This is a genomic window from Vibrio sp. 704, from assembly GCF_033339295.1.
Genome location: NZ_JAWOUH010000815.1, coordinates 1 through 564, shown reverse-complemented (window position 1 = coordinate 564; position 564 = coordinate 1). Strand labels below are relative to the sequence as shown.

The following is a 564-nucleotide window of genomic DNA, read 5'->3' as shown; positions in this document are numbered from 1 at the left end:
GAATGCGATTAACCTAATTGGTTGAAAAATATCCAGTTAGTGCATGAATGTTTATTAATATGAAATAAGTTAATGAAATTTTCTCGGCATGTCTTACTATTGAAACTAATTCGCTTTCAGCTACGAAGGCTTGCAATAAACGGAGAAAAACAGTGGTTTTAGAAACCGATGGGTATCTCGCTCTCATTGAGCATTTGTCGCTTAATCTAGATATTTTCACAACGGAAATTGGCGATACAGGTTCCGAAAGCATCGAAGATGTGGTTACTGACATGGTTGCTTCAAACATCATGGCGATCTTTGAGCAAAACCCTGAGCTTCACTCAAGCGTACGTTTTAAACTGCTTAAAGAAGCAGATGCCGTTGTAGAAGACCTTGGTGAAGTGCTAGCGGGCGTGTGGAGCAAGAAAGCAACGAACGAACAGATTGCTTTTCTAGATGAATACATTGCGTTAGTGAAAAACCTATTTGATACCGCAGTCGCCACTTACGACTAATGTTCAAATGCCGAGTATGCCCTCTAATATTCAGCTAAACACTATTCCAACAATAAGAAGGGTTACA

The 564-nt window shown here is 39.5% G+C and carries 1 protein-coding gene; it reads left to right on the top strand.

Going from position 1 to position 564, the window contains the following annotated elements; all coding sequences use genetic code 11:
• The first annotated feature begins 152 nt into the window (after nt 1–152).
• On the top strand, nt 153–497 hold the full coding sequence (locus R7R24_RS29290; protein ID WP_318120533.1) for a DUF3802 family protein: 345 nt from the start codon (nt 153–155) through the stop codon (nt 495–497).
• Nucleotides 498–564 lie beyond the last annotated feature (67 nt).